22 protein-coding genes and 2 tRNA genes are annotated in these 25,945 nt (G+C 65.9%); 7 read left to right on the top strand and 17 right to left on the bottom strand.

Features of this window, described 5'->3' with window-relative positions; all coding sequences use genetic code 11:
• Positions 1 to 11: 11 nt before the first annotated feature.
• The 3 genes from MNAB215_RS19690 to clpX form a co-directional block, all read right to left on the bottom strand.
• The gene (locus MNAB215_RS19690) at positions 12 to 1,106 is read right to left on the bottom strand and encodes a 2-oxoacid:ferredoxin oxidoreductase subunit beta (RefSeq protein WP_077080296.1); all 1,095 of its coding nucleotides are present in this window, start codon (positions 1,104 to 1,106) and stop codon (positions 12 to 14) included.
• Positions 1,103 to 3,064, bottom strand: a complete 1,962-nt coding sequence (locus MNAB215_RS19685; protein ID WP_108637671.1) for a 2-oxoacid:acceptor oxidoreductase subunit alpha — start codon at positions 3,062 to 3,064, stop codon at positions 1,103 to 1,105. The genes MNAB215_RS19690 and MNAB215_RS19685 overlap by 4 nt, the downstream gene beginning before the upstream one ends.
• Positions 3,065 to 3,343: 279 nt before the next feature.
• Positions 3,344 to 4,624, bottom strand: a complete 1,281-nt coding sequence (gene clpX / locus MNAB215_RS19680) for an ATP-dependent Clp protease ATP-binding subunit ClpX (protein WP_077080294.1) — start codon at positions 4,622 to 4,624, stop codon at positions 3,344 to 3,346.
• 265 nt (positions 4,625 to 4,889) lie between these two features.
• Between clpX and mmuM the strand changes: the two genes are divergently transcribed.
• Positions 4,890 to 5,780, top strand: coding sequence for a homocysteine S-methyltransferase (gene mmuM / locus MNAB215_RS19675; RefSeq protein WP_077080293.1), 891 nt, complete (start codon positions 4,890 to 4,892; stop codon positions 5,778 to 5,780).
• A gap of 3 nt (positions 5,781 to 5,783) precedes the next feature.
• Here mmuM and clpP2 read toward each other — a convergent pair whose 3' ends face one another.
• The 4 genes from clpP2 to MNAB215_RS19655 form a co-directional block, all read right to left on the bottom strand.
• On the bottom strand, positions 5,784 to 6,419 hold the full coding sequence (clpP2, locus tag MNAB215_RS19670; protein WP_077080292.1) for an ATP-dependent CLP protease proteolytic subunit ClpP2: 636 nt from the start codon (positions 6,417 to 6,419) through the stop codon (positions 5,784 to 5,786).
• Positions 6,416 to 7,006 carry an ATP-dependent Clp protease proteolytic subunit gene (locus MNAB215_RS19665; protein ID WP_077080291.1) on the bottom strand — a complete coding sequence of 197 codons (591 nt, stop codon included), beginning with the start codon at positions 7,004 to 7,006 and terminating at the stop codon, positions 6,416 to 6,418. The genes clpP2 and MNAB215_RS19665 overlap by 4 nt, the downstream gene beginning before the upstream one ends.
• Positions 7,007 to 7,132: 126 nt before the next feature.
• Complete coding sequence (gene tig, locus MNAB215_RS19660) at positions 7,133 to 8,533, bottom strand: trigger factor (protein WP_077080290.1); 1,401 nt, start codon at positions 8,531 to 8,533, stop codon at positions 7,133 to 7,135.
• Between the two features lie 40 nt (positions 8,534 to 8,573).
• A tRNA-Pro gene (locus tag MNAB215_RS19655) sits at positions 8,574 to 8,650 on the bottom strand.
• Positions 8,651 to 8,806: 156 nt separating this feature from the next.
• Here MNAB215_RS19655 and MNAB215_RS19650 point away from each other — a divergent pair.
• Both MNAB215_RS19650 and MNAB215_RS19645 read left to right on the top strand, forming a co-directional pair.
• A tRNA-Gly gene (locus tag MNAB215_RS19650) sits at positions 8,807 to 8,877 on the top strand.
• Between the two features lie 32 nt (positions 8,878 to 8,909).
• On the top strand, positions 8,910 to 10,100 hold the full coding sequence (locus MNAB215_RS19645; protein WP_077080289.1) for a serine hydrolase domain-containing protein: 1,191 nt from the start codon (positions 8,910 to 8,912) through the stop codon (positions 10,098 to 10,100).
• Between the two features lie 82 nt (positions 10,101 to 10,182).
• Here the strand turns inward: MNAB215_RS19645 and MNAB215_RS30885 are convergent, their stop codons facing one another.
• From MNAB215_RS30885 to MNAB215_RS19625, 4 genes are all read right to left on the bottom strand, one after another.
• Complete coding sequence (locus MNAB215_RS30885) at positions 10,183 to 10,479, bottom strand: Mtp family mycobacterial-type pilin (RefSeq protein ID WP_077080288.1); 297 nt, start codon at positions 10,477 to 10,479, stop codon at positions 10,183 to 10,185.
• 87 nt (positions 10,480 to 10,566) lie between these two features.
• Positions 10,567 to 11,373 (bottom strand): Fpg/Nei family DNA glycosylase, encoded by an 807-nt coding sequence (locus MNAB215_RS19635; protein ID WP_077080287.1) that lies wholly within the window; start codon positions 11,371 to 11,373, stop codon positions 10,567 to 10,569.
• A gap of 8 nt (positions 11,374 to 11,381) precedes the next feature.
• Positions 11,382 to 11,861 (bottom strand): ribose-5-phosphate isomerase, encoded by a 480-nt coding sequence (locus MNAB215_RS19630; RefSeq protein WP_077080286.1) that lies wholly within the window; start codon positions 11,859 to 11,861, stop codon positions 11,382 to 11,384.
• A 70-nt stretch (positions 11,862 to 11,931) separates the two neighbouring features.
• Positions 11,932 to 12,555, bottom strand: coding sequence for a mycothiol-dependent nitroreductase Rv2466c family protein (locus MNAB215_RS19625; RefSeq protein WP_077080285.1), 624 nt, complete (start codon positions 12,553 to 12,555; stop codon positions 11,932 to 11,934).
• Between the two features lie 119 nt (positions 12,556 to 12,674).
• On the opposite strand from MNAB215_RS19625, the gene pepN reads away from it, so the two are divergent.
• The gene (gene pepN, locus MNAB215_RS19620; RefSeq protein ID WP_077080284.1) at positions 12,675 to 15,260 is read left to right on the top strand and encodes an aminopeptidase N; all 2,586 of its coding nucleotides are present in this window, start codon (positions 12,675 to 12,677) and stop codon (positions 15,258 to 15,260) included.
• A gap of 2 nt (positions 15,261 to 15,262) precedes the next feature.
• Here the strand turns inward: pepN and MNAB215_RS19615 are convergent, their stop codons facing one another.
• The 3 genes from MNAB215_RS19615 to MNAB215_RS19605 form a co-directional block, all read right to left on the bottom strand.
• Positions 15,263 to 15,730: a DUF5130 domain-containing protein gene (locus MNAB215_RS19615; RefSeq protein WP_077080283.1), complete on the bottom strand. Its 468-nt coding sequence runs from the start codon at positions 15,728 to 15,730 to the stop codon at positions 15,263 to 15,265.
• Positions 15,717 to 15,941 (bottom strand): aa3-type cytochrome oxidase subunit CtaJ, encoded by a 225-nt coding sequence (gene ctaJ, locus MNAB215_RS19610; RefSeq protein WP_077082170.1) that lies wholly within the window; start codon positions 15,939 to 15,941, stop codon positions 15,717 to 15,719. The genes MNAB215_RS19615 and ctaJ overlap by 14 nt, the downstream gene beginning before the upstream one ends.
• A gap of 67 nt (positions 15,942 to 16,008) precedes the next feature.
• Positions 16,009 to 16,656 carry an HNH endonuclease gene (locus tag MNAB215_RS19605; RefSeq protein ID WP_077080282.1) on the bottom strand — a complete coding sequence of 216 codons (648 nt, stop codon included), beginning with the start codon at positions 16,654 to 16,656 and terminating at the stop codon, positions 16,009 to 16,011.
• A gap of 143 nt (positions 16,657 to 16,799) precedes the next feature.
• Between MNAB215_RS19605 and MNAB215_RS19600 the strand changes: the two genes are divergently transcribed.
• From MNAB215_RS19600 to MNAB215_RS19590, 3 genes are all read left to right on the top strand, one after another.
• The gene (locus tag MNAB215_RS19600) at positions 16,800 to 17,195 is read left to right on the top strand and encodes a globin (protein ID WP_108637791.1); all 396 of its coding nucleotides are present in this window, start codon (positions 16,800 to 16,802) and stop codon (positions 17,193 to 17,195) included.
• Between the two features lie 39 nt (positions 17,196 to 17,234).
• A complete protein-coding gene (locus tag MNAB215_RS19595; RefSeq protein ID WP_077080280.1) occupies positions 17,235 to 18,800 on the top strand; it encodes a glycoside hydrolase family 13 protein in 1,566 nt (521 codons plus the stop codon).
• A gap of 72 nt (positions 18,801 to 18,872) precedes the next feature.
• Positions 18,873 to 19,889 (top strand): FAD/NAD(P)-binding protein, encoded by a 1,017-nt coding sequence (locus tag MNAB215_RS19590; RefSeq protein ID WP_077082169.1) that lies wholly within the window; start codon positions 18,873 to 18,875, stop codon positions 19,887 to 19,889.
• A gap of 104 nt (positions 19,890 to 19,993) precedes the next feature.
• Here MNAB215_RS19590 and MNAB215_RS19585 read toward each other — a convergent pair whose 3' ends face one another.
• Genes MNAB215_RS19585 through MNAB215_RS19575 form a run of 3 tightly spaced genes read right to left on the bottom strand, consistent with a single transcriptional unit; the run spans position 19,994 to position 25,904 of the window.
• Positions 19,994 to 20,620 carry a DUF8185 domain-containing protein gene (locus tag MNAB215_RS19585; protein ID WP_425436484.1) on the bottom strand — a complete coding sequence of 209 codons (627 nt, stop codon included), beginning with the start codon at positions 20,618 to 20,620 and terminating at the stop codon, positions 19,994 to 19,996.
• Between the two features lie 41 nt (positions 20,621 to 20,661).
• On the bottom strand, positions 20,662 to 21,078 hold the full coding sequence (locus tag MNAB215_RS19580) for an acyl-CoA thioesterase (RefSeq protein ID WP_077080279.1): 417 nt from the start codon (positions 21,076 to 21,078) through the stop codon (positions 20,662 to 20,664).
• Positions 21,075 to 25,904, bottom strand: coding sequence for an NAD-glutamate dehydrogenase (locus MNAB215_RS19575; protein WP_077080278.1), 4,830 nt, complete (start codon positions 25,902 to 25,904; stop codon positions 21,075 to 21,077). Before MNAB215_RS19575 ends, MNAB215_RS19580 begins: the two co-directional genes overlap by 4 nt.
• Positions 25,905 to 25,945 lie beyond the last annotated feature (41 nt).

The following is a 25,945-nucleotide window of genomic DNA, read 5'->3' as shown; positions in this document are numbered from 1 at the left end:
GTCCACCTACCTCAGTCGACGGTCCAGGTGTCGCGACCGCGCAGCAGCGATTGCAGCGCGGTGGCGTCGAACGGAGTTGATGATCGGGCGGCATTGACCTGCGAGCGGGCCGCGTCGTCGTAGGTGGGCCGGCTGACATTGCGGAAGATGCCGAGCACGGTGTGGTCGAGGTTCTGATCGGACAGCCGCGACAGCGCGAACGCGTAGGCGGAATTGTCGGCGTGCGCGTCGTGCACCACAATTTCGTCGACCGCCACATCGGCCGTCTTGGCCACCTCAAGGCCGAAGCCGGACTTCACCACGCAGTATTCGCCGTTGGCGCCGAACACAATTGGCTCGCCGTGGCGGATGTTGATCACCCGGTCTTCGGCGCCCTCCTTGCGCAGCGCGTCGAACGAGCCGTCATTGAAGATCGGGCAGTCCTGCAGGATTTCGACCACCGCGGCGCCGCGGTGCTCGGCCGCGCCGCGCAACACCTCGGTCAGGCCGTTGCGGTCGGAGTCAAGTGCCCGGCCGACGAACGTGGCCTCGGCGCCCAACGCCAGCGAGGCTGGGTTGAACGGGTGGTCCAGCGAACCCATCGGCGTCGACTTGGTGACCTTGCCGACCTCGGACGTCGGTGAGTACTGACCCTTGGTCAGCCCGTAGATCCGGTTGTTGAAGAGCAGGATCGTGATGTTCACGTTGCGGCGCAACGCATGGATCAGGTGGTTGCCACCGATCGACAAGGCGTCGCCGTCGCCGGTGACCACCCATACCGACAGGTCCTCGCGGGCCAGCGCCAGTCCGGTCGCGATGGCCGGTGCCCGGCCGTGGATCGAGTGGAAGCCGTAGGTCTCCAGGTAGTACGGGAAGCGACTGGAGCAGCCGATGCCGCTGATGAACACGATGTTCTCGCGGCGCAGGCCGAGGTCGGGCAGGAAGTTACGGATGGTGTTGAGGATGACGTAGTCACCGCAGCCCGGGCACCAGCGGACCTCCTGGTCACTGGTGAAGTCCTTGCCCTTCTGCGGCTCGTCGGTGGTGGGCACGCCGTCGTTCTTCTTCAACCTCGGAGTCAAGCCGAGGTCTGTGCCCGCTAGATCGTGATCGATCCCGCTTGTCATGCGCTAGCTCCTGCTCCAACAGTTGCTGCCGCCATTTTGGCGACCATTGTCTTGTCTTGCTCGATTTCGGCCAGTGTCCCGGCCAGGGCAGCGCGGATGACCCGCCCGATCTCGTCGGCCAAGAAGGCGAGGCCCTGAACCTTGGTGACCGACTGCACGTCGACCAAATACTTGCCCCGCAGCAGCAGCGCCAGCTGGCCCAGGTTCATCTCCGGTGCGACCACCTTGGGGTAGCGCCGCAGCACGTCGCCGAGGTTGGCGGGGAATGGGTTCAGGTAACGCAGGTGAGCATGGGCGACCTTGACTCCCTTGCGCCGTGCGCGGCGGCAGGCTTCACCGATCGGGCCGTAGGAGCTGCCCCATCCGATCAAGAGCAGCTCGGCGTCCCCGGTCGGGTCGTCGACCTCGAGGTCAGGAACCGTGATGCCGTCGATCTTGGCCTGGCGCAACCGGACCATCAGGTCGTGATTGACCGGCTCGTAGGAGATGGCGCCCGAACCGTTTGCCGCTTCCAGTCCACCGATGCGGTGCTCCAGGCCGGGAGTGCCCGGGACGGCGAACTGGCGAGCCAGCGTTTCCGGGTCGCGCGCGTACGGCTGGAACGGCTCGTCGGGCTTGGCGAAGGTGTGCGTGATCGACGGCAGCGCGCCGACGTCCGGAATCATCCACGGCTCGGAGCCGTTGGCGATTGCGCCGTCGGACAACAGGATCACCGGTGTGTGGTACGACACCGCGATGCGCACCGCCTCGAGGGCGGTCTCGAAGCAGTCCGACGGCGACCGCGGCGCCAGCACCGCGACCGGCGATTCGCCATTGCGGCCGAACAGCGCCTGCAGCAGGTCGGCCTGCTCGGTCTTTGTCGGTAGACCCGTGGACGGGCCGCCGCGCTGCACGTCGACGATCAGCAACGGCAGCTCGGTCATCACGGCCAGCCCGATCGCCTCAGACTTCAGCGAAATACCCGGTCCCGAGGTGGTGGTGACGCCGAGCGCACCGCCGTAGGACGCACCCAGCGCCGCGCAGATGCCGCCGATCTCGTCCTCGGCCTGGAAGGTGATGACGTTGAAGTTCTTGTGCTTGGAAAGCTCGTGCAGGATGTCCGAGGCCGGCGTGATCGGGTAGCTGCCGAGCACGACCTGAAGGTCGGCGATCTGACCGGCCGCGACAATCCCATAGGCGAGCGCGGTGTTGCCGGAGATCTGCCGGTATTCGCCGGTCGGCAAGCTCGCGCGGGACACCTCGTAGGTGGTGCCGAACGCCTCGGTGGTTTCGCCGTAGTTCCAGCCCGCCTTGAGCGCAAGGACGTTGGCCTCCGCGACATCGGGCTTGCGGAGGAACTTCTCCCTGATGAAGGTTTCGCTGGTCTCGATCGGCCGCCCGTACATCCAGGACAAAAGGCCAAGCGCGAACATATTTTTGGCGCGCTGGCCGTCCTTCTTCGACGAGCCGATCGACTCGACGGCTCCGAGAGTCAGCGTGGTCATCGCGACCGAGTGCACCACGTAGTCGGACAACTCGTCGGTTTCCAGCGGGTTGGCTACATAACCCACTTTGGTGAGATTGCGCTTGGTGAACTCGTCGGAGTTCGCGATCACCATTCCGCCGCGGGGCAGGTCGCCGATGTTAGCTTTCAGCGCAGCGGGGTTCATCGCGACAAGCACGTCGGGCCGGTCGCCGGCGGTCAGGATGTCGTAATCGGCGATCTGAATCTGGAATGACGAGACGCCGGGCAGCGTGCCTGCTGGTGCGCGGATCTCGGCGGGGTAGTTCGGCTGGGTCGCCAGGTCGTTACCGAAAAGCGCTGCCTCCGTCGTGAACCGGTCACCGGTCAGCTGCATACCGTCGCCGGAGTCGCCGGCGAATCGGATGACGACTTGCTCCAAACGTTGACGGCCGGATCCGTTGTGCGGGCTCCCATTAAGAGAATCTGACCCGGCTCCGCTGCCGTTCGGATCCACGTCTCTGCCTCCCATTTGTTAACCGGACCGGCACTCCACCGAAGGTCCAGGTTACGCGCCGCTAAAGGGATTACCGGCCTTACACGAATGTATGAGACTGGTAGTACCAATTATGGCACTGGTTTTCGGGCCGGAAGTACGTTTCTGCCGGCGCGTACTTACCGTTATCTTAGACAAAACACGTAGTCAGCTAGGGGCTACTGGTGAGTACGGCGCAAAACTGTGGTTTTGGTCACTTCGCTGGGCGGCCCGATTCCGCCCCCCGGCATACGTCCGTGCTCAGGCGCTCTTGTCGCGGCGCTCGGTGCGCGACGGCTTACGCGGCACGATCGTCGGCAACACGTTGTCCTGCACGGTCTCCTTGGTAACCACCACTTTGGCGACGTCGTCGCGGCTCGGGATGTCGTACATCACCGGCAGCAGGACCTCTTCCATGATGGCGCGCAGACCACGGGCGCCGGTGCCGCGGTGGATCGCCTGGTCGGCGATGGCCTCCAGCGCGTCGTCGGTGAATTCGAGCTCGACGCCGTCCATCTCGAACAGCCGCGTGTACTGCTTGACCAGAGCGTTCTTCGGCTCGGACAAGATCTTGACCAGCGACTCCATGTCGAGGTTGGTGACAGAGGCGACCACCGGAAGACGGCCGATGAACTCGGGTATGAGTCCGAACTTGATCAGGTCCTCGGGCATCACGTCGGCGAACTGGTCGGTGGTGTCGATCTCGGCCTTCGAGTGGACTTCGGCGCCGAAGCCCAGGCCGCGCTTGCCGACGCGCTCGTGGATGATCTTCTCGAGCCCGGCGAACGCACCCGCGACGATGAACAGCACGTTGGTGGTGTCGATCTGGATGAACTCCTGGTGCGGGTGCTTGCGGCCGCCCTGCGGAGGAACCGAGGCCTGGGTGCCCTCCAGGATCTTGAGCAATGCCTGCTGCACGCCTTCACCGGAGACGTCGCGGGTGATCGACGGGTTCTCGCTCTTGCGGGCGATCTTGTCGACCTCGTCGATGTAGATGATGCCGGTTTCGGCGCGCTTGACGTCGTAGTCGGCCGCCTGGATCAGCTTGAGGAGAATGTTCTCGACGTCCTCACCCACATAACCGGCCTCGGTCAGCGCGGTGGCGTCGGCGATGGCGAACGGGACGTTGAGCATCTTGGCGAGCGTCTGGGCCAGATAGGTCTTGCCGCACCCGGTGGGTCCGAGCATCAGGATGTTGGACTTGGTCAGCTCGACCGCCTCGTAGCGGGAGTCACGACCCTTCTCGCCGGCCTGAATTCGCTTGTAGTGGTTGTAGACAGCGACGGCCAGCGTCCGCTTGGCGGTGTCCTGCCCGATCACGTATCCCTCGAGGAACTCCCGGATCTCAGCCGGCTTGGGCAGTTCGTCGAGCTTCACGTCGTCGGCGTCGGCGAGCTCCTCTTCGATGATCTCGTTGCAAAGATCGATGCATTCGTCGCAGATGTACACGCCGGGGCCGGCGATGAGCTTCTTGACTTGCTTTTGACTCTTCCCGCAGAACGAGCACTTCAGCAGGTCGCCGCCGTCTCCGATGCGTGCCATGATGCGTCAGCGCCTACTTCCCTGTTCGCCGTTGGTCTTGCTGTCCCCGCATGTATTCCCCGACGCTACCCGCTTGCTCCGGGCCGACGCGACCATTAGAGCTGAATCGCGTCAGTGGTATTCATGCCTCTCGTCTGAATGAACATATAGCCCGACAGGCTCGTCTCTGGCCGAGACGCGCATCCGTGTCTTTGGCGTGTCGCGGTCGTAATCCCCCCGAGGCTGTAGTGGGCCGGCCGCTGACCCACCACCCTACAGTGGCCGTGTGGGGTTGGCTGCGGGAATTTCCTGGCCCGGCGAATCCGTGCTCACCAGCGATGGTGGCCTGGCCACCGAGCTCGAGGCGCGCGGTCACGACCTGTCCGACCCGTTGTGGTCGGCGCGGCTGCTGGCGGATGCGCCGCAGGAAATCGTGGCAGTGCACGAGGCCTTCTTCCGGGCCGGTGCCACGGTCGCGACGAGCGCGAGCTACCAGGCGTCCTTCGACGGTTTCGCCGCTCGCGGAGTCGGCCGAGACGATGCGATCGGGCTGCTGCGCCGCAGCGTCGAACTCGCGGCGACCGCGCGGGATAACGCCGGCGCCCGGGACGCCCGGATCGCCGCCTCGATCGGACCGTATGGCGCCGCCCTCGCCGACGGCTCGGAATATCGCGGGCGCTACGGACAGTCGGTTGCGGCGTTGACGCGGTGGCATCGACCGCGGTTCGAAATCCTGGCCGGGGCGGGCGCGGACGTGCTCGCCTGCGAGACCGTGCCCGATGTCGACGAAGCCGAGGCTCTGGTGAACCTGGTGCGTTCGGTCGGTGTGCCGGCCTGGCTGAGCTACACCATCGACGGCTCCAGGACCCGGGCCGGACAACCGCTGGAAGAGGCGTTCGCGGTGGCGGCCGGAATCGACGAGATCGTCGCGATCGGTGTCAATTGCTGCGCACCCGACGACGTCCTGCCCGCGATCGCCACGGCGTCGGCGATCGGCAAACCGGTGATCGTCTACCCGAACAGCGGCGAACGCTGGGACGGCCACGGCTGGGTCGGCCGGCCGCGGTACACCGCGCACCTGGCTCGGCAATGGGCGGCCGCCGGGGCACGCATCGTCGGCGGCTGCTGCCGGGTTCGGCCCGCCGACATCGCCCAGGTGGCGGCCGTATTGCGTTGAGGCTCAGGCGGTTTGCGCGGAGAGCTTCCGGTATTCCAGCACGGTGTCGATGATCCCGTAGTCCTTGGCCTCTTGGGCGGTCAGGATCTTGTCCCGGTCGGTGTCCTTGCGGATCACCGCGGCGTCCTTGTTGGTGTGGTGGGCCAGGGTGGTCTCCATGAGCGTGCGCATCCGCTCGATCTCGGCGGCCTGGATCTCCAGGTCGGAGAACTGACCCTGGATCACGCCGGACAGCGACGGCTGGTGGATCAGCACGCGCGCGTTGGGCAGCGCCATCCGCTTGCCTGGCGTCCCGGCGGCCAGCAGCACCGCCGCGGCCGAGGCGGCCTGACCGAGGCAGACCGTCTGGATGTCGGCGCGGACGTATTGCATGGTGTCGTAGATCGCCATCAGCGAGGTGAACCCGCCGCCCGGGGAGTTGATGTACATGGTGATGTCGCGGTCCGGGTCCAGCGACTCGAGCACCAGCAGCTGCGCCATGATGTCATTCGCCGACGCGTCGTCGACCTGCACGCCGAGGAAGATGATGCGTTCCTCGAACAGCTTGTTGTACGGGTTGGATTCCTTGACGCCGAAGCTCGAGTGTTCGATGAACGACGGCAGGATGTAGCGCGCCTGGGGTCGGGTTTCGGGGTTCATCGGGCTTCTCCGTTGGTGATGTGGGCGGCGCGGGTGATGATGTGGTCGACGAAGCCGTATTCCAAGGCCTGCGGCGCGGTGAACCACCGGTCGCGATCCGAGTCGGCCTCGATACGTTCGATCGACTGGCCGGTGAACTCGGCGTTGAGCCGGAACATCTCCTTCTTGATGACGTGGAACTGCTCGGCCTGGATTGCGATGTCGGCCGCGCTGCCGGTCACCCCGCCCAGCGGCTGGTGCATCAGGATGCGGGCGTGCGGCAGCGCGTAGCGCTTGCCCTTGGTGCCCGCCGCCAACAGGAACTCGCCCATCGAGGCGGCCATGCCCATCGCGTAGGTGGCGATGTCGCAAGGCGCCAGCACCATGGTGTCGTAGATCGCCATCCCGGCGCTGATCGATCCACCCGGGGAGTTGATGTAGAGGTTGATGTCCTTCTCGCCGTCCTCGGCGGCGAGCAGCAGAATCTGCGCGCACAACCTGTTGGCGACTTCGTCGTTCACCTCCGAGCCCAGGAAGATGATGCGCTCGGAGAGCAAGCGCTCATAGACGGAGTCCGTGAGGTTGAGACCCACCGAATTCGAACGCATGTCAGTCACGACTGGGTTACCTGCTTTCTCAAATCTGTTTGAACCGACACTAACCAACCGGGCTCGCCGTTTCGCGGCCACGCACCCCCGAAACGGGCGCGTTCGCTCACAGCGTCACGCCCCTCGTCACTTCTCGGCGTCGGCCTCGTCCGATTCGTCGGCCTCGGCGGAGCCTTCCTCGGCCGCCCCCGCCTCGTCGTCCTGGCCCCGGGGCGGAAAGAAATCGCTGGTGTCGACGGTGTTTCCGTCGGTGTCTTTGACGGTCGCCGCGGCGACCACCGCGCCGATGGCCAGGCTGCGTCGCACATCGGCGAACATGGCCGGCAGCTGGTTGTTCTCCTGCAGGTAGCCGAACAGCTGCTGCGGCTCGATGCCGTATTGCTGCGACGTCGCCACCAGTCGTTCGGTGAGGTCGTCCTGGCCGACCTGGACCTCCAGCTCGTCGGCCAGCGCGTCCAGCAACAGCTGCCGCTGCACGTCCTGCTCCGCGGCGCTGCGAGTCTCGGCCTCGAACTCCTCGCGCGTCTTGCCCTGCCCGGCGAGCACCTCGTCGAATTTGGCTTCGTCGTGGTTGAGGCCGTGCAGCGCGCCGTGGATGGCGCTGTCGTACTGAGCCTGGACGACCGCCTCGGGCACCGGCACGTCGACCTTGTCGAGCAACGCTTCCAGGGTGGCCTCGCGAATCTTCTCGGCCTGCTGGGCCCGCTTGATCTGGGTCACCTGCTCGCGCAGGTTGGTGCGCATCTCGTCGATGGTGTCGAATTCGCTTGCCAATTGCGCGAATTCATCGTCGGCCTCGGGCAGCTTGCGTTCCTTGATCGACTTGACCGTGACAGTCGCCTGCGCGTCCTTGCCCGCGTGCTCGCCGGTCGCCAGCTTCGCGGTGAACTCCCGGGACTCGTCGACGGACAAACCGGTCAGCGCTTCGTCCAGGCCGTCTATCAGCCGGCCGGAGCCCACCTCGTGGGTCAGCCCCTCCGCGGCGGCGTTGGGCACCGGCTCGCCGTCGACGGTGGCCGACAAGTCGATCGAGACGAAGTCGCCCTCGGCCACGGGGCGGTCCACCGTGGCCAGCTCGCCGAACCGGGCGCGCAACGCCTGCAGCCGGGCGTCCACGTCGTCGTCGGTGACCTCGATCGGATCCACCGAAACCTGCAGCGTGCTCAGGTCCGGAAGCTCGATCTTGGGGCGGACGTCGACCTCGGCGGTGAACTCCAGCCCCTGGCCGTACTCCTTTTTGGTCACCTCGATCTCGGGCTGGCCGATCGGCTGGACTTCCGACTCGGCGACGGCCTGTCCATAGCGGGCGGGCAGCGCCTCGCTCACGACCTGGTCCAGCATCTCCTCACGACCGAACCGGGCCTCCAGCAACTTCATCGGCGCCTTGCCCGGGCGGAAGCCGGGCAGCCGGACCTGCCTGGCCAGCTCCTTGTACGCTCGCTGGAAATCCGGCTCGAGTTCGGTGAACGGCACCTCTACGTTGATGCGCACCCGGGTGGGGCTCAACTGCTCGACGCTGCTCTTCACGGCTGTACTCCTCGGTGGTCGTTCTCAGCATTTGGCGGCATGGTCGGGGTGACAGGATTTGAACCTGCGGCCTTCCGCTCCCAAAGCGGATGCGCTACCAAGCTGCGCTACACCCCGCACTGACCACGCGATCCTACGGCCCGTAATCACCAGGTTGGCCACCGGCTTAACAGGAACCTCTCCAGACCTCACGGACCTCACGATGCGGCCACAAATCCGCTTCAATTAGATTTGATCTTCACCGCCAGATACAGTCTCGCTCGACTAATACATGCGGGCGTAGCTCAATGGTAGAGCCCTAGTCTTCCAAACTAGCTACGCGGGTTCGATTCCCGTCGCCCGCTCGGGCTTAGTAGCTGCTCGATAGAGAGGCGCCATGAGCGACCTAAAAAGGGACGTGGCGATCCATGGCTCATGCGCTTCGGACTTCGTCGGCGTGCGCGACGCGTTCGAGCGCAACTTCACGCTGCTTGGCGAGGTCGGCGCGGCTGTCGCCGCCTGGGTCGACGGCAATCTCGTGGTCAACCTGTGGGGCGGCTGGGCCGACGAGGCCGGCACCCGGGCCTGGCGAGAGAACACCCTGACGACGGTGCTGTCCGGCACCAAGGGCCTGACCTCCACCTGCGTCCATCAACTCGTTGATCGCGGCGAGCTCGACCTGCAGGCACCGATCGCCCGTTACTGGCCCGAGTTCGGGCAGGCGGGCAAACAAGACGTCACGTTGGCGATGGTACTGAGCCATCGGTCCGGCGTCATCGGGCCGCGGGCCCCGATGACCTGGCAGCAGGTCTGCGACTGGGACTTCGTCTGCGGCGAAATCGTCGCCGCGGAGCCGTGGTGGCGGCCCGGCACCGCCCAGGGCTATCACATGACCACCTACGGTTTCATCCTCGGCGAGGTGTTCCGCCGCGTCACCGGGCGCACCGTCGGCCAGTACCTGCGCACCGAGATCGCCCATCCGCTGGGGGCCGACGTGCACATCGGCCTGCCCCCCGCCGACCAGCGGCGCTGCGCCGAACGGGTGAACAAACCGCACATGCGCGACCTGCTCACGCACATTCCCAGCAATCCGACCTCCCTGGCCGACCACCCCAAGGCCGGCCTGGCGGTCGCGATGGGATTCGCGCCCGACGACGAGGTGAGCTCGTATGACCTCGACTTGTGGCGCCGCCTCGAATTCCCGGGCACTAATGGGCAGGTGTCCGCGTTGGGGCTGGCCACGTTCTACAACGCGCTCGCCCAGGAGAAGCTGATCAGCCGCGAACACATGGACCTGATCCGGGAATGCCAGGGCGGCCTGGAGACCGATCTGGTGCTCGGACCGCGAGTCGCCGACCACGGCTGGGGCCTGGGCTACATGCTCAACCAGCGCTGCATCAACGGACCCAACCCGCGGATCTTCGGGCACGGCGGCTTGGGCGGCTCATTCGGCTTCGTCGACCTGGAACACCGGATCGGCTACGCGTACGTGGCGAACCGTTTCGACGCCACCAAGGCCAATGCCGACCCGCGCAGCCTTGCGCTCAGCAACGAGGTCTACGCCGCGCTGGGTGTCGCCGTCGGCTGACACCGCCGATCAATTGCGCCAACGCAAACGCGCCCCGCCGAATATCGGCAGGGCGCGTTTGATTACGCGGGCAGATGGAGGATTACGGGTGCCATCCAGGAGGCGCACCCCACGGTGGTGGTGGCGGCGGCGGTCCTGGAGGACCCCAGCCGGGTCCGCGGTCATAGCCGCCGGGCCCGTAACCAGGGGGTCCACCGTGCCAATCATGGCAACCGTTCCAGTCCCAGTTGTTGCCCCAGCCCGGGTCCCAGTACTCGCCCGGGCACCATTGCGGGAAGGGCCCGGGATGGGCTTGGGCGTCAGACGCGACCCCCAAGCCGGCCAGTCCCAACCCACCGATCGCGAGAGCCGTTGCAGCTAAACGTGGAATTGTTTTCACGAGACGACGTCTAGCCCGCCCGGTCGGTTTCCAAACTGTGAACGCCAGCGTTTCTTGCTGACAGTTTCCTGTCAGTTTGAGGGCTCCTCAGGTTTGGCAGGTGGGGCACCAGAATACGTTTCGGCCCTCCAGCACTGTCGTGCGGATCGGCCCCCCGTTCACCCGGCAGGGCTCGCCGGCGCGTCGGTACACGTATGTCCGGGGCCGCCCCGGCGCGTACGACGGCGCACCATGGTCGTGCTCGGGCCGCACCGCGATGATCTTGCCGCGGCGCAAACCGACCTTCATCAGCGCCACCAGATCGGTCCATGCCGCGTCGAATTCCGACTCGCTGACGTCGCGGCCGGGCCGGAACGGATCGATGCCGTGGCGAAACAGCAGCTCGCTGCGGTAGACGTTGCCGACCCCGGCGATGACGGTCTGGTCCATCAACAGCGCACCAATGGGCCTGCGGGACTTCGCGATTCGGGCCCAGGCCCACGACGGGTCGGCGTCGCTGCGCAACGGGTCGGGACCCAGCTTGGCCACCACGTCGCTCATCCGGGCCTCGTCGACCACCTCACACACCGTCGGGCCCCGCAGGTCGGTGCCGTATTCGGCACCGACCATGCGCATGCGCACCTGCCCCACCGCTTCCGGAAGCGCTGCTCCGTCGGTCACCGGCCATTCGGTGAAGGTGCCGTAGAGACCGAGGTGCACGTGCACGATCGGGCCGTCGGCGTAGTGATGGAACAGATGCTTGCCCCAGACGCTCGCGCCGGTGAGCACCTGGCCGTCCACCACGGCCGCCGCGCTCGCGAAACGACCCTGCGGGCTGGACACCGCGACCGGGGCACCGGCAAAGCGCCGCTGATGCAATCGGGCCAGCCGGTGCAGAGTGTGCCCTTCGGGCAATGGAGTCCTTAGCCCTGCGCGCCGGGCACCGGCGGCGCCTGATGCGTGCGTTCGTACTCATCGAGAATGTCGATACGCCGTTGGTGGCGTTCGGCTTTCGACCACGGCGTGGTCAGGAACGCGTCGACGAAGGACAGTGCCTCCGGCACGGTGTGCATGCGGCCGCCGATGCCGATCAGCTGCGCGTTGTTGTGCTGGCGGGCCAGCGACGCGGTCTCGACGCTCCACGCGAGCGCGCAGCGGGCCCCGGGGACCTTGTTGGCGGCGATCTGCTCGCCGTTGCCCGATCCGCCCAACACGATGCCCAGGCTCTCCGGGTCGGCCACCGTGCGCGTGGCGGCGTCGATGCAGAACGCCGGGTAGTCGTCCTCGGCGTCGTAGGTGAAGGCACCGCAATCGATCGGCTCGTGCCCGGTTTCTTTGAGGTGCTCGATGATCTGTTGCTTGAGCTCGAATCCAGCGTGGTCAGAACCGAGGTAGACGCGCATGACCGCAATCCTCGCCTGGCGCGCCCAACGACGCAACGCGCAATGCGTCACGTCGTCCGGCGCTACCGAGTCAGTCGAATTCCGGCTTTTCGTGCCGAGTCCGCTTGAGTTCGAAGAAGTGCGGATACGACGCGAAGGTCACCGAGGCGTCCCAGAGCTTGCCGGCCTCTTCACCACGCGGGATCCGCGAGAGCACCGGCCCGAAGAACGCCACACCGTTGACGTGGATGGTCGGCGTGCCGACATCGTCACCGACCGCGTCCATCCCAGCGTGATGGCTCTTGCGCAGCGCAGCGTCGTATTCGTCGCTCGTCGCGGCCTCGGCGAGCTCGGCAGGCAGGCCCGCGTCGGCCAGGGCCAGCGAGATGACCTCGGCCATGTTCTTGTTGTCCTCGTTGTGGATGCGGGTTCCCATAGCGGTGTACAGCGGCTCCAGCACCTTGGCGCCATGTGCCTGCTCGGCGGCGATCGCCACCCGTACCGGACCGAAGGCCTGCGCCAACTTCTCCCGGTAACTCTCCGGCAGGCCTTCGCGGTTCTCGTTGAGCACGGCAAGGCTCATGACGTGGAAGTTCACCTCGATGTCGCGAACCTTTTCCACTTCGAGGATCCAGCGCGAGGTGATCCACGCCCACGGACACAGCGGGTCGAACCAGAAATCGGCTTGGTTTTTCGCGGGGGCCTTTTCGGACATTGCGCAGTCCTCTCCTGGAGGGTTCACGGACGGTCATAAGTGACGTCTGGCACAACGGTAGTCACCGCCGCACTGTTCCCGATCTGCAGGTCCGGCCGCGCACGCTTTAAGTTGGAGGCGTGGCACTTCCTAACCTCACCCGAGACCAGGCGGTCGAGCGCGCCGCTCTGATCACCGTTGACAGCTACCAGATCAGCCTCGACATCACCGACGGCTCGGGCGGTAGTGGGGCGCCCGGCCAGCGAACGTTCCGGTCCACCACCACCGTGGTGTTCGACGCGCTGGCCGGCGCCGACACGGTCATCGACCTCGCCGCGGACGCCGTGCACAGCGCCACCCTCAACGGCCACGAACTCGATGTCTCCGGCTACGACGAATCGATCGGCATCCCGTTGGTCGGGCTCGCCGACCGCAATGTCCTGGTCGTCGATGCCGACTGCCGCTACTCCAACACCGGCGAGGGCCTGCACCGGTTCGTCGACCCGGTGGACAACGAGGTCTACCTGTACTCGCAGTTCGAAACCGCCGACGCCAAGCGCATGTTCGCCTGCTTCGACCAGCCCGACCTCAAGGCGACGTTCGATGTGCGGGTGACCGCGCCGGAGCACTGGAAGGTGATCTCCAACGGCCCGACCCGCAGCGTGGAGAACGGCGTGCACACCTTCGCCGTCACTCCGCGGATGAGCACCTACCTGGTGGCCTTGATCGCCGGCCCCTACGCGGAATGGAAAGACAGCTACACCGACGAGCACGGCGAGATTCCGCTGGGCATCTACTGCCGGAACTCGCTGGCCCCACACATGGACGCCGAGCGGTTGTTCACCCAGACCAAGCAGGGCTTCGGCTTCTACCACCAGAACTTCGGCCTGCCCTATGCGTTCGGCAAGTACGACCAATTGTTCGTTCCCGAATTCAACGCCGGCGCAATGGAAAACGCGGGCGCGGTGACCTTCCTCGAGGACTACGTCTTCCGCAGCAAGGTCACCCGGGCGTCCTACGAGCGGCGCGCCGAGACGGTGCTGCACGAGATGGCGCACATGTGGTTCGGCGACCTGGTCACCATGACGTGGTGGGACGACCTGTGGCTGAACGAGTCGTTCGCGACGTTCGCATCGGTGCTGTGTCAAAGCGAGGCCACCGAATTCACCGAGGCGTGGACGACGTTCGCCACGGTGGAGAAGTCGTGGGCCTACCGCCAGGACCAGTTGCCGTCGACGCATCCGATCGCCGCCGACATCCCCGACCTGGCCGCCGTCGAGGTGAACTTCGACGGAATCACCTATGCCAAAGGCGCTTCGGTGCTCAAGCAGCTCGTCGCCTACGTCGGGCTCGAGCACTTCCTGGCCGGGCTGCGCGATTACTTCCGTACCCACGCATACGGCAATGCCACCTTCAGCGACCTGCTGGGCGCGCTCGAAAAGGCCTCGGGCCGTGACTTGTCCGACTGGGGCCGGCAGTGGCTGAAAACCACCGGGCTCAATACGTTGCGGCCGGATTTCGACGTCGACGCCGACGGCAAGTTCACCCGGTTCGTCGTGCACCAGGGCGGCGCCGCGCCGGGCGCGGGCGAGACGCGGGTGCACCGGCTGGCCATCGGAATCTATGACGAGGACCAAACCGGGAAACTGGTGCGCGTGCAGCGCGAAGAGCTCGACGTCGACGGTTCGGAGACGGAAGTGCCTGCGCTCGTTGGTGTTTCGTCGGGCAAGCTGATCCTGGTCAACGACGACGACCTGACCTATTGCTCGCTGCGGCTGGATGGGCAGTCGCTGCAGACCGCGCTGGACCGCATCGCCGACATCACCGAGCCGCTGCCCCGCACGCTGGTGTGGTCGGCGGCCTGGGAGATGACCCGCGAGGCCGAACTGCGGGCCCGCGACTTCGTGGCTTTGGTCTCCGGCGGCGTCCATGCCGAAACCGAAATCGCCGTGCTGCAGCGGCTGCTGCTGCAGGCCCAGACGGCGCTGGGGTCCTACGCCGACCCGGCCTGGGCCCGCGAACACGGCTGGCCGCAATTCGCCGACCGGCTACTGGAATTGGCCCGCGGCGCTGCGGCCGGATCCGACCATCAGCTGGCCTTCGTCAACGCGTTGTGCGCGTCGGTGCTGTCCACCCGGCACGTCGTGACGCTGGCCGATTTGCTTGACCGCGACCCCGCCGACGTGGGTTTGGCGGGCCTGGACATCGACACCGAGCTGCGCTGGCGCATCGTGACCGCCCTGGCCACGGCCGGCGACATCGACGGCGATGGACCCGAAACGCCGTTCATCGACGCCGAAGTGGAGCGCGACCCCACCGCGGCCGGTAAACGGCATGGCGCGTTGGCGGCGGCCGCGCGTCCCCAGCGCGACGTCAAAGAGAAGGCCTGGGCTCAGGTGACCGAGGACGACACGCTGGCCAACATCACCGGACGCTCCATCATCGCGGGCTTCGCCGCGCCGGGCCAGGCTGAGCTGCTGCAGCCGTTCACCGCGCGGTACTTCGACGCGATTCCCCGCGTCTGGGAGCGGCGCTCCAGCGAGGTCGCCCAAACGGTGGTGATCGGGCTGTATCCGTCCTGGGACATCAGCGACGAAGGCGTGGCCGCCGCGGAGAAATTCCTCGGCGGCTCCGCGGTTCCCCCGGCGCTGCGCCGGCTGGTGCTCGAAGGCCAAGCGGGAGTGAAGCGGTCGCTGCGGGCGCGCCAGTTCGACGCCGCCGACTGACGTCAGGCGGGTGAGATTCCCTCGCTGAGCACCCCGATCGCGCTGACCAGCCCGTCGACCAGGTGGCCCTGCTCGAAGGCCGCGGCCGCGGCGGCAACTCCCAGCGGCGCGGCCGCCTCGGCGCCGCGTCCCCGGACCTGCGCGCCGTAGACCACTTCGATGACGCTCTGGTCGGGCGAGACGGCAAGGAGCACAGCGTTGTTGGGCGTCGGCACCTTGGCCAGGATCTCGCGGGCCCGGGCGGCGGTGTCGCCACCCAGGTCGCCGATGTAGATCGCGAACCGGGCCAGCGATGCTCGCGAGCCGTATTTCAGGGCGTCATCGATGGCGACGAGGTCGTTGATCGTGAAGGGAAGGTCGGACGAGAGTTCACCGGGCTCGGTGACTCCGGAGATTCGTCCGCTGGTGGTGATCACCCAACCCTTGGGCAGCTCGGTGTGTTCGATCGTTGCTACCTCACCATGTGCCACTGGCGCCACCTCCGACTGAGAACTCCGATGAGTGATGTCCGTGGGACTTGTCGACCGCCTCGTCGGTGGCCGCCCACAGGACGGGTGCGTGCGTCCACGGCTCCGACAATGTGTAGCTCGCGGGGTGTGGTCCCTTGCGCCTATAGATCAGGGCGACCAGCACGATCACCAGCAACGCCGGGATGCCGACTGATACAAGGTGAATCTGCATCTCGTTCACGACGCAAACCGTATCCCACCGGGCCAGTGGCTGGCGCGTTCGGACACAAGTTTGTTGGTCAGGCCGCGCCTTCGCCGAGGTACCGGGCCCAAGCCGGATCCATTTCCTTGACCGTGGACAGCAGGCGCCAATGCTGGCCCGTCGGCGGGACGGGCGGGCGGCGCAATGCCCAGCCGAGTTCGGCAAGCAGTTTGTCGCCCTTGCGGTGGTTGCACGTCGAACAGCACGCCACGCAGTTCTCCCAGGAGTGGTCCCCGCCGCGGCTGCGGGGCACCACATGGTCGACGGTGTCGGCCTTGGCCCCGCAATAGGCACATGAGAACCGGTCACGGTGCATCAGGGCGGCGCGGGTCATCGGGACCCGGGCGCGATACGGCACCCGGACATAGGTCCGCAGCTGGATGACCGACGGCACCGCGATTGAGCTCGTCGCCGAGTGGATGACCGGCCCTGACGGGTCGGCGTGCACGACGTCGGCCTTGCCGCAGATCACCATGACGATCGCTCGCCGCATCGGCAGCGCGGTCAGTGGCTCGTAGGTGGAGTTCAGCAGCAGCACGCGGCGCCGACTCCAGATCGACGCGCTGTCGAGCCGGTTGGGCGGATGGCTATCGAGGCTGTGCAGGGACGACACGGTTGGGGGCCCGGTTAACCCTGCCGCGGCCCCGGAACTGCGGTGGCTGCGGCGCTTCTTGCCCTGCGCCATAGATCCTCCGTCGACAGTCCATCATGATTCGCCGCCAATCGCACGCCTATTCCAGGTGCGCGCCGTTACCAGCCGGTGAACAGCAAGGAGCACCCGGGGCCCGGTGGGAGTTGCCGCGACGCTGATGCACCACAATGGAGGCGATGGAATCCCAGCAACAGTCGTTCTACGACGCTGTCGGTGGTGCCGAGACTTTCCACGCGATCGTGCACCGGTTTTATGAGCTGGTCCCCGAGGACGAAATACTGAACGTGCTGTATCCGGCGGACGACCTGGCGGGCGCCGAAGAACGGTTGCGGATGTTCCTCGAGCAGTACTGGGGCGGCCCGCGAACATACTCTGACCAGCGCGGACATCCGCGGCTGCGGATGCGTCACGCGCCGTTCCGGATCACTCCCATCGAGCGCGACGCCTGGCTGCGGTGCATGCACACCGCGGTCGCGTCCATCGACGCACACATTCTCGACGACGAGCACCGCCGCGAGTTGCTCGACTATCTGGAAATGGCCGCACACTCACTCGTCAATTCAACGTTTTGATCTCTAGCCCTAAACGCCGAGCAAACTGAACGGAGCAGGATGAGCCCCGCAGCATGGTGGTCGAACGCGGTTTTTTATCAGGTCTATCCCCGGTCTTTCGCTGACAGCAATGGCGACGGGGTCGGCGACATCGACGGCTTGGTGGCCCATCTGGATCACCTCGAGCGACTGAGCGTCGACGCGATTTGGCTCAGCCCGGTGATGGTCTCGCCGATGGCCGACCACGGCTACGACGTCGCCGATCCCCGCGACATCGACCCGCTGTTCGGCGGGATGCCCGCGATCGAACGGCTGATCTCGGCGGCACACGAGCGGGGCATCAAGCTCACCATGGACGTGGTGCCCAACCACACCAGCTCGGCGCACCCCTGGTTCCAGGCGGCGCTGGCCGCAGGCCCGGGCACCGACGCGCGGGAACGCTATTACTTTCGCGACGGTCTCGGCTCGGCCGGGGAGCTGCCGCCGAACAACTGGACGTCGGTGTTCGGCGGCTCGGCCTGGACGCGGGTGGTCGAGCCCGACGGCAATCCCGGCCAGTACTACTTGCACCTCTTCGACACCGAGCAGCCGGACCTGAACTGGGAGAACCCAGAAGTGTTCGACGATTTCGAGAAGACGCTGCGCTTCTGGCTGGACCGCGGCGTGGACGGGTTCCGCATCGACGTGGCACACGGGATGGCCAAGCCCCCCGGCCTGCCCGACGCGAAGGAAGGCGTCAAGGTGTTGTCGCACAGCGACGACGACCCGCGCTTCAACCACCCGAGCGTGCACGAGGTTCACCGCGGGATCCGCAAAGTCGTCGACAACTATCCGGACGCGGTCACCATCGGCGAGGTCTGGGTCATGGACAACGCCCTCTGGGCGGAATACCTGCGCCCAGACGAACTGCATCTGGGCTTCAACTTCCGGCTGACCAAGATCGGCTTCGACGCCGGCGAGATCCGCCACGCGATCGACAATTCCCTTGCGGCCATCGGGATTCACGACGCCGTCCCAACGTGGACGCTGTCCAACCACGACGTGGACCGCGAAGTGACCCGTTACGGCGGCGGCGAGATCGGGCTGCGCCGGGCGCGGGCCATGGCGCTGCTGATGCTCGCGCTGCCGGGCACGGTTTTCGTCTACAACGGCGAGGAACTCGGGCTGCCCGACGTGTTGGACCTGCCCGAGGAAGTGCTGCAGGACCCGACGTGGGAACGCTCCGGGCACACCGAGCGGGGCCGTGACAAGTGCCGCGTTCCGCTGCCGTGGTCGGGCGACGCTCCCCCGTTCGGCTTCTCGACGTCCGACGACACGTGGTTGCCGATGCCCGCGGAGTGGGCGGCACTGACGGTGCAAAAGCAACAAGGCGATCCCGAGTCGACGCTGTCGTTCTTCCAGAAAGCGCTCGAATTGCGAAGGAAGCGTGTGGAATTCGACGGCGTCGAGCTCGAGTGGCTCACCTCGCCGTCCGACGCGGTGATATTTCGGGCCCGCGGCGGCCTGGTGTGCGCGCTCAACGCCGGTGAGACTGCGATCCCGCTCCCGGCCGGAGAGCCCATCTTCGCCAGCGGCCCTCTGGTCGACGGTCAGTTGCCGCCGGATGTCGCGGCCTGGCTCGTCTAGCCGATGGCCGCGCACCGAGCACGGCACCGTTGGTTCCTCTATACCTAATACATGCCGACCTACGCGTGGACAGTGATCGGGGCCGGACCGGCGGGTATTGCCGCGGTGGGACGGCTGCTCGATCATGGAATCGCTGCGGAAAAGATCGCCTGGATTGACCCCGCTTTTGCCGTAGGCGACCTCGGCCAAAAATGGCGATCGGTATCCAGCAATACCATCGCTGAGACGTTTCTGGGCTTCCTGAATGCCTCTGCCGCATTCCGCTTCGCGGAGGCGCCCCCGACGCCACTGCAAGAAGTCGACCCCGAGGACACCTGCGCCCTCGACCTGGTCGCCGATCCCCTGGTGTGGGTCACCCAACAGCTACGCGAACGGGTGCATGTCGTTCAAGCAACAGCGACGTCGCTGTCCCTGCACCAGCGACAATGGAGAATCGACACCGAGCACCGAGAAGTGTTCTCCGACAACGTGATTCTCGCCGTCGGCGCCGTACCCAAGAGCCTGTCCTACCCTCACCTCGACGAGATCCCCGTCGAGGTTGCTCTTGATCCGGAAAAGCTTGCGGCGCAATCACTTGACGGTGCGACCGTCGCGGTCTTCGGCTCCTCGCACTCGTCGATGATCGCCCTGCCGAACCTGCTGCGCCAGCCCGTCGAGAAGGTCATCAACTTCTACCGGACACCGCTGAAATACGCTGTGTACCTGGATGGCTGGATTTTGTTCGACGACACCGGCCTCAAGGGGCACGCGGCGGCATGGGCCCGCGAAAATATCGACGGAAAGCATCCGGACCGACTGGAGCGCTGCTGGGTCTCGAGCCCGGAATTCCAGGAGAAGCTCGAAGCCTGCGATCGCGTCGTCTACACCGTCGGCTTCGAGCGCAGACAACTGCCGGCGACCCCACAGTGGGGCGAACTGGAATACAACCAACAAAACGGCATCATCGCGCCGGGCCTATTCGGCTTGGGCATCGCGTTTCCGGAGTACGCCGAAGATCGGTACGGCTTCGGGGAACACCGGGTGGGACTCAAGAAATTCATGGACTACCTGAATTCCGTGTTGCCGTTGTGGCTGCACTACGGCACCTGACGAACGGCGGCCTCCGTCGCTACGTTCGACGCCGTCAACGGCCCCAACTGACGACCGCGCGGCTCCGGGGCTTCGCCATAAACTCGCGCTGAGCCAAAGGCCGATCAGCGCAGAACCACGGCCGAACTTCCGCGACGGCGGTACACGGAGCCGAACCTGGCATCCAGACGCAACCACGCCGGCATGATCCGGACCCGGATGATGTCCTCGTCGTCGATCGCCTCCGCTGACTGCGGCAGAAAACCCATCGCGGTCAACGCGAACACGCAGCGCATCGGTAGCCCGACACTGTCGTTGGCCGAGCTGACCCGGATGACCTCCTGGTCGAGCAGCGAAGCTGGCGGGCCGTGAGAACTACTGTGCTCCTTGGCAAGTCGCGCGCCCTGTTGCGCCAGGTCCAGCATCACCCGGGCCGGTACGTCGTCGAGGTGGACGAAGCCGGATTCCGGGGGCAGCGCGCTGCGCCACGCCGAGTCCATCGCGAAGCCCGGATTGACGTAGCCCAAGGTGTCCATCCTGGATAGGCCCCGCGCCAGTTCGTCCACAGCGACCGTCGTGTCCTCGGGCCGCACCCTGCCCACCACCACCCGGCTGGCCAGCACATCGAAACCTGTTGCCATCCATGCGGTTAACAGCCTGGAAGATCGGGTGCGCAAGCGGATGACCGCGATTTCGTCGAGCCGCTTCGCCCGGTCGACGAACGCAGCCAGGTCCGCGCGGTGGGCTTCCATGGAGGTTGGGCCCAGCCACAATCCGCGATCCGCTGCCTGCTTTATTCTCGAAGCCACCGCTGCAAGTACTCCCGATGATGTGGCAAGAGGCGCACCAGGCGCTGCTCCTCGATATTGAACGCGACCAGCTGCGACTCGCCGATGACGGCGGGTTTGGACTCGGGATCCGCGCTGACCGAACGCACTTCGTAGCCGAGCGTGAAGTCCACCGCGCGCAGGCGCTGGGTCCAAATGGTCACCTGCAGCGGCGAATCGACCAGTCGCAGTTGCCCCTTGTAGGTGACCCGGACATCGGCGATCAGCAGTCCGATGGACAAGATGTCGGTCTCGAAGGCCGGTTTGAGGAAGGGGACTCGCGCCTCTTCCAGGATCGTGACCATGGTCGCGTGGTTGACGTGCTGATACATGTCGATATCCGACCAACGCACTGGAACCTGTGCGACAAACCCGACCGTCACACCGACGACCCTCGCCCGCTGGTGCGGGTCATGCGACGGATCTGTCGTGCGGCCACCGAGAGCGTGGCGAGGTCCGTGGCGCCGCTCTCGTAGATCTCGGTGAGCGTGCGGCGTGCCCGCTCCACCCGGGAGGCGCTGATGTGTTCCCATTCGGCGATCTTCTCTTCGCCGCTTTCGTGCGGCTCCCCGACCGCCAGCACGTCGAGACATAGCGATCGCAGCGAGGCGTAGATGTCGTCACGAATTGCCAAGCGCGCCAACGAATGCCAGCGGTCATTGCGGGGCAGTTCGGATATCGCGGTCAACAGGCCGTCGGTTCCCAGCCGATCCATCAGCGCGAAATACGTGTCTGCCACGTCGTCGGTCTCGACCTCGGTGATATCGGCGATGTCGATGATGTCGAGCAGGCTGAAGCGGTACAGGCCGGCCGCGACGCGGTAGGCAAGATCTTGCGGCGCCCCCTGCGAGACGAATTCGGCGACCTCCTGTTCGACAATGGCCTTGTCGTCACCGCGCAGCCATTCCGGCATCCGCGGCGTCAGCGCTTTGACCTTGGCGGCGAACCTGTTGATCTCGGCGCCGACCGCCAAGGGCTGGGGGCGATAGTTGAGCAGCCAGCGCCCGGCGCGGTCAATGAGGCGCCGGGTGTCCAGTGTCAAACGGTCGGACAGCTCGACCGGGATGTCCGCGGCCCGGATCCGGCGCCAGATGTGGCCCACGCCGAAGATGGCGTCGGTGGCGACATAGGTGCGGATCGCGTCGATCGGCCCGACTCCGACGTCTTCGCTGATCCGGAAGGCGTAGCTGATGCCGCCGGTGTCCACCAGATCGTTGATCAGCATGGTCGCGACGATCTCGCGGCGAAGCTGATGCGTGCGAATCTCCGGGGTGAAACGTTCGCGCAGCGGCGTTGGAAAGTATTGCGGCAGCCGGGATGCGAACACGTCCTGCTCCGGCAATTCGGTGGTCAGCATCTCCTCTTTGAGCGTCAGCTTGACGTGCGCCATCAAGGTTGAAAGCTCGGGAGAGGTGAGTCCGATGCCGGCCTCGGTGCGCCGTGCGATCTCCTTCTCCGACGGCAGCGCTTCCAATTCGCGGTTGAGTCCGCGCCCTTCCAGATACTTGATCTGCAACGCGTGCACCGGGAGCAGGCTGGCCGCGTTGGCGCGGCTGGTCCCGATCAGGTCGTTCTGGTCTTCGTTGTCGGTGAGCACCAACTGCGCGACCTCGTCGGTCATCGACTCCAGCAGCTGGGTGCGTTCCTCGACCTTGACCTTGCCCGCGGTGACCAGCGAGTCGATCAGGATCTTGATGTTGACCTCGTGGTCTGAACAGTCCACGCCGGCGGAGTTGTCCATCGCGTCGGTGTTGATCCGCCCACCGGCCAGATCGAACTCGACCCGGCCTAGCGCGGTCACCCCGAGATTGCCGCCCTCGCCGATGACCTTGGCGCGCAACTGGTTTCCGTTGACCCGCACCGGATCGTTGGCGCGATCGCCGACGTTGGCATCGGACTCAGTCTCCGCCTTGATGTAGGTGCCGATGCCGCCGTTGAACAACAGATCCACCGGTGCCAGCAGAATCGCCTTGATCAGGTCGGGCGGCGCCATCTCGCTGACGTCCTCGTAGATGCCGAGGGCGGTGCGCACCTGCGGGCTGACGGGGATGGCCTTCTGCTCGCGGCTGTATACCCCGCCGCCCTCGCTGATTTGCGACTTGTCGTAGTCGTCCCAGCTGGAGCGCGGCAGCTCGAACATCCGTTGCCGTTCGGTCCAGGACGTCGCGGCGTCGGGGTCCGGATCGAGAAAGACGTGCCGGTGATCGAAGGCGGCGATCAGCCTGATGTGCTTGCTCAGCAGCATCCCGTTGCCGAACACGTCGCCGCTCATGTCGCCGACGCCGACGACGGTGAAGTCCTCGGTCTGGGTGTCCACCCCCATCTCGCGGAAGTGGCGCTTGACCGCCTCCCATGCGCCCCTGGCGGTGATGCCCATGGCCTTGTGGTCGTAGCCGACCGATCCGCCGGAGGCGAAGGCGTCGCCCAACCAGAATCCGTAGGCCTTGGCGACGTCGTTGGCGATGTCGGAGAAGGTGGCGGTGCCCTTGTCGGCGGCCACGACGAGATACGCGTCGTCGCCGTCCCGGCGTATCACCTGGGGTGGCGGGCTGACCTTTCCGGTCGAGTGGTCGACGTTGTCGGTGACGTCGAGCAACCCGGAGACGAAGAGCTGATAGCAGGCCACCCCTTCGGCGCGGTTGGCGTCACGGTCCACGGCGGGGTCGCCGGTGGGCAGTGGCGGGCGCTTGAGCACGAAGCCGCCCTTGGCCCCGACCGGCACGATGACGGCGTTCTTCACCGCCTGCGCTTTGACCAGACCCAGGATCTCGGTGCGGAAGTCGTCGCGGCGGTCCGACCAGCGCAGGCCGCCGCGGGCCACCGGACCGAACCGCAGGTGGACGCCTTCGACGCGGGGCGAGTACACGAAGATCTCGTATTTGGGACGCGGCAGTGGCAGCTCGTCGACCAGCTGGGCGTCCAGCTTGATGGACAACACGTTGCGCATGCGGGCCGAACCTTCGCGGGTGACATAGTAATTCGTTCGCAGCGTGGCCTGCACCAGTGAGGCGAACGCGCGCAGAATCCGGTCGGTGTCCAGGCTCACGAGCGCGTCGATGTCCGCGGCGACCGCGGCTGCGGCGGCTTGGGCGTCGCGGCTGGTCGGCCCCGACGCCCGGGGCTCGAACAGGGCTTCAAACAGCAGGACCAGCGATCGCGAAGTCGAGCAGTGCTCGTTGAGTACCGATTCGATGTAGGACTGGCTGTAGGGAAAGTTGGCCTGCCGCAAGTACTTTGCGTAGGCCCGCAAGAGCACGACCTGCTGCCAGGTCAGCCCCGCGCGCATGACCAGCTCATTGAAACGGTCGACCTCGACACGGCCATGCCAGATCGCGGTGACCGCATCGGCGAATCGATCACCCATTGCGTCGCGCTCGGCCTCGGTCGCGGGCAGCTGGATGGTCGGGTGCGGTTGGATCTTGAACTGGTAGATCCACACCGGCAGTCGGTCCGGCCGCGTGACCGTGAACGGGCGCTCCTCGAGCACCACCACCCCCATGCTCTGCAGCATCGGCAGCAGCTGGCTCAGTGAGGCGCTGTGCCCGCCCAGAAACCAGGTGAGGCGGGCGACTCCGTCGTCGCTGCGGTCGGTGAAAACCAGCTTGACCGAGTCGTCGGACAGCTCGTTGATGATGGCGATGTGCTCGAGGGCGTCGTCGGGAGCGATGGCGGATTTGTAGACCTCGGAGAACGCAGCGGCGTAGTGCTCGGCGTCGGCGTGCGAGGTCGAGCCGGCCGCGGCGGCGCTGATCAGCCGGTCGGTCCAGGTGCGCGCGGCTTCGCTGAGCAACACCTGGATCCGTAGCCGATTGTGTTCGGAGACGTCGACGGGCGGTGCATCTTCGGGTAGCCGCACCATGAAATGCATTAACGCCCAGGGTGATTCGCTGACCCGGGCGGTGAATTCCAGTCGAGTTCCGCCGAATTCGCGAACCAGGATGTCCTCGATCTGCAACCGCACCGGGGTGGTGTAGCGATCGCGGGGCACGTAGACCAGGCAGGAGACGAAGTACTGCAGCCGATCGGCGCGCAGGAACAGCAACGCGCGCTGTTGGGATCCCAGATCCACCACTGCCTTGGCCATGGTGAAAAGCCGTTCGGCACTGATGGTGAAGAGTTCCGGGCGCGGGATGGTCTGGATGACGTCGAGCAGCAGCTGGCCCGGGTGCACGGGGTCGTTGTCGGCCATCGTGAGCGTCGCGCGCACGCGCCGCGAGATCGTCGGGATCTCCAGGACGTCGGCGTTCATGGCGGCGACCGTGAAGAGGCCGACGAAGCGGTGCTCGATCACGCCGCCGTCGGCGTATTCGCGGACGGCGATCGCATAGGGGTACGCGCCGTAGCGCAGGTAGCTGCCGACGGAGGCCTGGGCCAACACCAGCAGCTTGTCGTCGTCGGTCAGCCGCGGCCTTGTACCGCTGCGGTTGCGCATCACACCTAGTCCGCTGGAGCCGTCGCCGAAGACAAAACCGTCGTCCACGCGGCAACGCTGGTAGCCCAGTAACAGGAAATTGCCGCTGCCCAACCAATTCAGCAGCGCCGCAACGTCTTCGCGGTCCGGTGCGGAAAAGTGGTCGTCGGTGTTGGCTTCGACAGCGGCGGCAAGGTCGTTGAGCGTCGTGATGATCGCTGCCGCGTCCGCGGCGACCTGCTGCACGTCGGCGAGCACCTTGGGCAGCAGCTCTTCGACCTCGGTGAGTGTCTTGTGATCGACCGAAGGGTCGAGCTGCATATGGATCCAGGCCTCGCCGACGTATTGCGGCGTGCCGGGTGCCTTCGGTTCGATGCTGAGCAATTCGCCGGCCTGGTCGCGACGCACCTTGAACACCGGTGTCATCAGCGCGGTGTAGGGCACCCCGAGCCGGTGCAACAACACGGTGACCGAGTCCATCAGCATGCCGCCGTGGTCGGTGACGACTTGGAGCGCGGGCCCGAATCCGGCGGGATCGTCCGCGGGGTACACGGCGACGCGGCTTTCACCCGGCGGGCGGTGCTGGCCGAGCCGGTAATGCGCGCCCAACAAGGCAGGGGTGACCAGCGCGGTGGGGATGCTCAGGTCGACGATTCCGGTGGCGGCTCCGAGTTCCTTATCGTGCGGGCCGCGGTAGCTCTCGACGTAGGCGGTGGCGATCCAACCGGGGATGTCCGATGCTTTGGTGAACGCGGTCCACGGCGTGGTGTCCTGCTTCGCGCCGGAATCGATCGTCATGCCGATGGCTCCCATTCACGCCTTATGCCCTCGTTGGCAGA

Source organism: Mycobacterium numidiamassiliense (assembly GCF_900157365.1).
GTDB classification, from domain to species: domain Bacteria; phylum Actinomycetota; class Actinomycetes; order Mycobacteriales; family Mycobacteriaceae; genus Mycobacterium; species Mycobacterium numidiamassiliense.
Note: the sequence above shows the minus strand (reverse complement) of the source record. Positions and strands in the feature narration are given on the sequence as shown.

Bases quoted from the DNA above. Each gene is read 5' to 3' on its own strand.
- MNAB215_RS19625 (WP_077080285.1), bottom strand. From the start codon at position 12,555: ATGTCCGAAAAGGCCCCCGCGAAAAACCAAGCCGATTTCTGGTTCGAC.
- MNAB215_RS19665 (WP_077080291.1), bottom strand. From the start codon at position 7,006: ATGCGTTCGAATTCGGTGGGTCTCAACCTCACGGACTCCGTCTATGAG.
- MNAB215_RS19585 (WP_425436484.1), bottom strand. From the start codon at position 20,620: ATGGAAGCCCACCGCGCGGACCTGGCTGCGTTCGTCGACCGGGCGAAG.
- clpP2 (WP_077080292.1), bottom strand. From the start codon at position 6,419: ATGAACCCCGAAACCCGACCCCAGGCGCGCTACATCCTGCCGTCGTTC.
- MNAB215_RS19595 (WP_077080280.1), top strand. From the start codon at position 17,235: ATGAGCCCCGCAGCATGGTGGTCGAACGCGGTTTTTTATCAGGTCTAT.
- clpX (WP_077080294.1), bottom strand. From the start codon at position 4,624: ATGGCACGCATCGGAGACGGCGGCGACCTGCTGAAGTGCTCGTTCTGC.
- MNAB215_RS19575 (WP_077080278.1), bottom strand. From the start codon at position 25,904: ATGACGATCGATTCCGGCGCGAAGCAGGACACCACGCCGTGGACCGCG.
- MNAB215_RS19645 (WP_077080289.1), top strand. From the start codon at position 8,910: ATGAGCGACCTAAAAAGGGACGTGGCGATCCATGGCTCATGCGCTTCG.
- ctaJ (WP_077082170.1), bottom strand. From the start codon at position 15,941: ATGCAGATTCACCTTGTATCAGTCGGCATCCCGGCGTTGCTGGTGATC.
- MNAB215_RS19690 (WP_077080296.1), bottom strand. From the start codon at position 1,106: ATGACAAGCGGGATCGATCACGATCTAGCGGGCACAGACCTCGGCTTG.
- MNAB215_RS19605 (WP_077080282.1), bottom strand. From the start codon at position 16,656: ATGGCGCAGGGCAAGAAGCGCCGCAGCCACCGCAGTTCCGGGGCCGCG.
- MNAB215_RS19630 (WP_077080286.1), bottom strand. From the start codon at position 11,861: ATGCGCGTCTACCTCGGTTCTGACCACGCTGGATTCGAGCTCAAGCAA.
- MNAB215_RS19600 (WP_108637791.1), top strand. From the start codon at position 16,800: ATGGAATCCCAGCAACAGTCGTTCTACGACGCTGTCGGTGGTGCCGAG.